Annotated in this window: 4 protein-coding genes; 3 read left to right on the plus strand and 1 reads right to left on the minus strand. The window is 69.0% G+C overall.

Annotated elements, in window-relative coordinates; genetic code table 11:
- The first annotated feature begins 101 nt into the window (after positions 1-101).
- Positions 102-539: a DUF6234 family protein gene (locus IZR01_RS48850; protein WP_194927855.1), complete on the plus strand. Its 438-nt coding sequence runs from the start codon at positions 102-104 to the stop codon at positions 537-539.
- Between the two features lie 58 nt (positions 540-597).
- Here IZR01_RS48850 and IZR01_RS48855 read toward each other — a convergent pair whose 3' ends face one another.
- Positions 598-1,212: a hypothetical protein gene (locus IZR01_RS48855; RefSeq protein WP_194927856.1), complete on the minus strand. Its 615-nt coding sequence runs from the start codon at positions 1,210-1,212 to the stop codon at positions 598-600.
- Between the two features lie 145 nt (positions 1,213-1,357).
- Here IZR01_RS48855 and IZR01_RS48860 point away from each other — a divergent pair, with 145 nt between their 5' ends.
- Together IZR01_RS48860 and IZR01_RS48865 are read left to right on the plus strand one after the other, a co-directional pair.
- Complete coding sequence (locus IZR01_RS48860) at positions 1,358-1,753, plus strand: hypothetical protein (protein WP_194898048.1); 396 nt, start codon at positions 1,358-1,360, stop codon at positions 1,751-1,753.
- Between the two features lie 2 nt (positions 1,754-1,755).
- The coding region (locus IZR01_RS48865) for a polyprenyl synthetase family protein (protein ID WP_323747325.1) at positions 1,756-2,830 on the plus strand (1,075 nt) is incomplete at its 3' end.

The raw sequence follows: 2,830 nt of genomic DNA on the forward strand, positions 1-2,830 counted from the left end.
CCCGCCCACCGATCAAGATTCGATAAACAGTGAGTCTCACTAGCAGCCGCGCCCAGGCATCGCCATAGACCAGTTTCGAACAGCCCTGTCATGCTGACAAAATGTCTTCACTGACCTCGGGCTCGTCAGTGTCGCGACGTGTCTCCGGCACGCGGCGGTTTCTGGCGGTGATCGCTGTTGATTCGGTGTGTTTCGTCGCGCTGCTGTGGGGAGCGTTCATCGACGGGATGCAGGGACTGGACCAAAGGCCGCACACGCCCACGCACTATTTCAGCTGGGCATTGCTCTCGGTCGGCGCCACCCTTGTGATCCACACGGTCTACGCTCTTCGGCGCGGTTGGTTCCCGGAAGCGGGAGTGCAGGCGATCGCGGCGGTGGTGATGACCGCTATCGGGTTCACTCTGCTGAGCTCGCCTGACGAGTCGTTCGGCCAACCGCAGCCGCAGCCCGCGCGCAACACGTACACGAACAGCGGGACGTTCTGTTACAGCGGCGGGAGCTGCTATATCAACGGGGTTCAGGTCAGCGGGCATCCCTAAGGCGTGTCATATCCGCTTAACGCCACACTCCCCAACGCCACACTCCCCAACGCCTGGATCACCCCTTCACAAGCGGCCCCGCCGCACTGATCGTGTAGTCGCTCGCCCCCTTCGACGTGACCACATGCAGCTTCGTATAGCGCCCGCCGCTGAGGCCGCTCAGAGTCACCGTCGCCTTAGTAGTGATCGGTGCGCCGGCCGCGCAGCTGGGCACGCAGCTGTTCTGAGTCTGCACGCCGGTCGCCGTGGCCTTCGGTTTCCCCCAGCCAGTCCACGTCAGCTTGTCCAACGCCACGCCGCCGTCGCCACACAGGAGCACGTACGACTTCGGCTTCGCCACTGCTTGCTGATCACAGCCGTAAACGAGGGCCGGGCCGCCTGGTGTGGCCGTGCCCGTGGGCGCGTGGGTGGCGGGCGCGAAGGAGGTACCGACCGCGGCTTGGTCGGGTGGCGTGGACGTGGCGGTGTCACCATCCGTGCCATCCGCGCCAGCCGCGCCCGAAGAGGCGCCGACACCGCCAACACCGCCGCCGCCACCGCCCGCCGCACCGCCACCGCCCGCCGCGCCGTTGCTGGTCGTCCCCGTGGAAGAGCACCCGGCGGCCAGCAGGGCCGTGGCCGCGCCCGCCATCAAGCTCTTGAGTAAAGGTCGCACGAGGCCCAGCGTACCCACGGAACCGCATGTCAAGCCACATCACCCCGACGAGCGAACAACGAGCGAATCAGGGCTTGGCGATGCCCGGGCTGGGAAGGGGGCGGGCGTCGGACACGGACGGCGGATGGCGGGTCCGTGCCGTGAGGTCGGGGAGGGCCGCGTTATGGGTGAGCAGGATCGGGCAGGATCGGTAGCACGCGATGCCGCACGCCTGCTAGCAGGCATCGCCGACCTCGGCCTGGAAACCGCCGAGGAAGCACTGCGCCGCGCCCGCGGCGTCCTGGGCCGCTCAGATTTGCCGGCGATGGCCGGTGATCTGCACCGCGAAGTGAAGGCACACGGCGACGTCGTCCTCGACCGAGTCGCGCCGCCGGCCCAGGCCCACATGGAGGCGTTGGCACAGCGGGCCGAGGCGGCCCACCCGAAGACCCACACGGCGGCCCGCCCGAAGGCCTACCCGAAAGGACCAGAGGCCGCCTACCCGAATACACAAGAGGCCGCCCACCCGAAAACACCAGAGACCCCCCACCCGAAAACACCAGAAACCCCAGAGGCCTAAGGGTGCTCTCCCAAGCCGACCTCAAAACCCGCATAGACACCGAACTCCGCGCCTTCGTAGCCACCGAGTCAGCCCTGCTCGAAGCCGTCGACCCGCTGCTAGCCCCGGTCGGCGCCCAGCTGCGGGCAGCGGTCGCCGACGGCAAGCGCATCCGCGCCGCCTTCTGCTACTGGGGCTGGCGTGCGGCCGGGCAGGGGGACAGTACGGCGATGGTGCGGGCCGCCGCCGCGATGGAGTTGGTGCACGCCGCGGCGCTGGTGCACGACGACCTGATCGATAACAGCCCGCTCAGGCGCGGCGTCCGGACTCCGCACGTCGCCCTGCGGGACGCCACCGCGAAGTCGCCCGATCCCGACGGCGCCGCCCGCTCGCTGGCCCTGTTGGTCGGTGATCTGTTGATGGCGTGGGCCGGACAGCTGTTCACCGGATGCGGACTGCCCGCCATCTATTTAGCCCGCGCCAGGCCGATGTGGTCGGTTCTGGCCCGGGAGCTGATCGCGGGGGAGTGTCTGGAGGTCCTGCGCACCGGAACCGAGACGGATCCTCAGGAATCCCTGGCGATCGTGCGCTACAAGACCGCGAAATACACAGTCGAGCACCCGCTGCACATCGGCGGCCGGCTCGGCGGCGCCTCCGCGCGCACCCTCGGTGCCTTCACCGACTACGGCCTGCCGCTCGGCGAGGCGTTCCAGCTGCGGGACGACCTGCTGGCGGTGTTCGGCGACCCGGCCGTCACCGGCAAGTCCAACCTCGACGACCTCGCCGCCGCCCGGCCCACCGCGCTGGTGGCCTTCGCGAGACAGGGTGCTGATCTGCGGGACCGTGCGGTGCTGGACGGGCTGCTGGGCCGGACCGATCTCGGTGCCCACGACCTGATCGAGGTCCGGGCGATCCTGCAACGCAGCGGTGCGCGCGGCCGGGTCGAGCAGCTGATCGCGCAGCGCGTGCGCCGGGCGAGGGCCGCGCTGGACCAACTTGGCCAGGCGCCGGTAGATCTGCGGCAGCTGCACCTGGTAGCCGATGTACTTCAGCCGGCCGTCCATCCACTGCCGCAGGTCGTAGCCGGAGAAGCGGGTC

The organism is Catenulispora pinisilvae (assembly GCF_015356865.1).
Classification (GTDB): domain Bacteria; phylum Actinomycetota; class Actinomycetes; order Streptomycetales; family Catenulisporaceae; genus Catenulispora; species Catenulispora pinisilvae.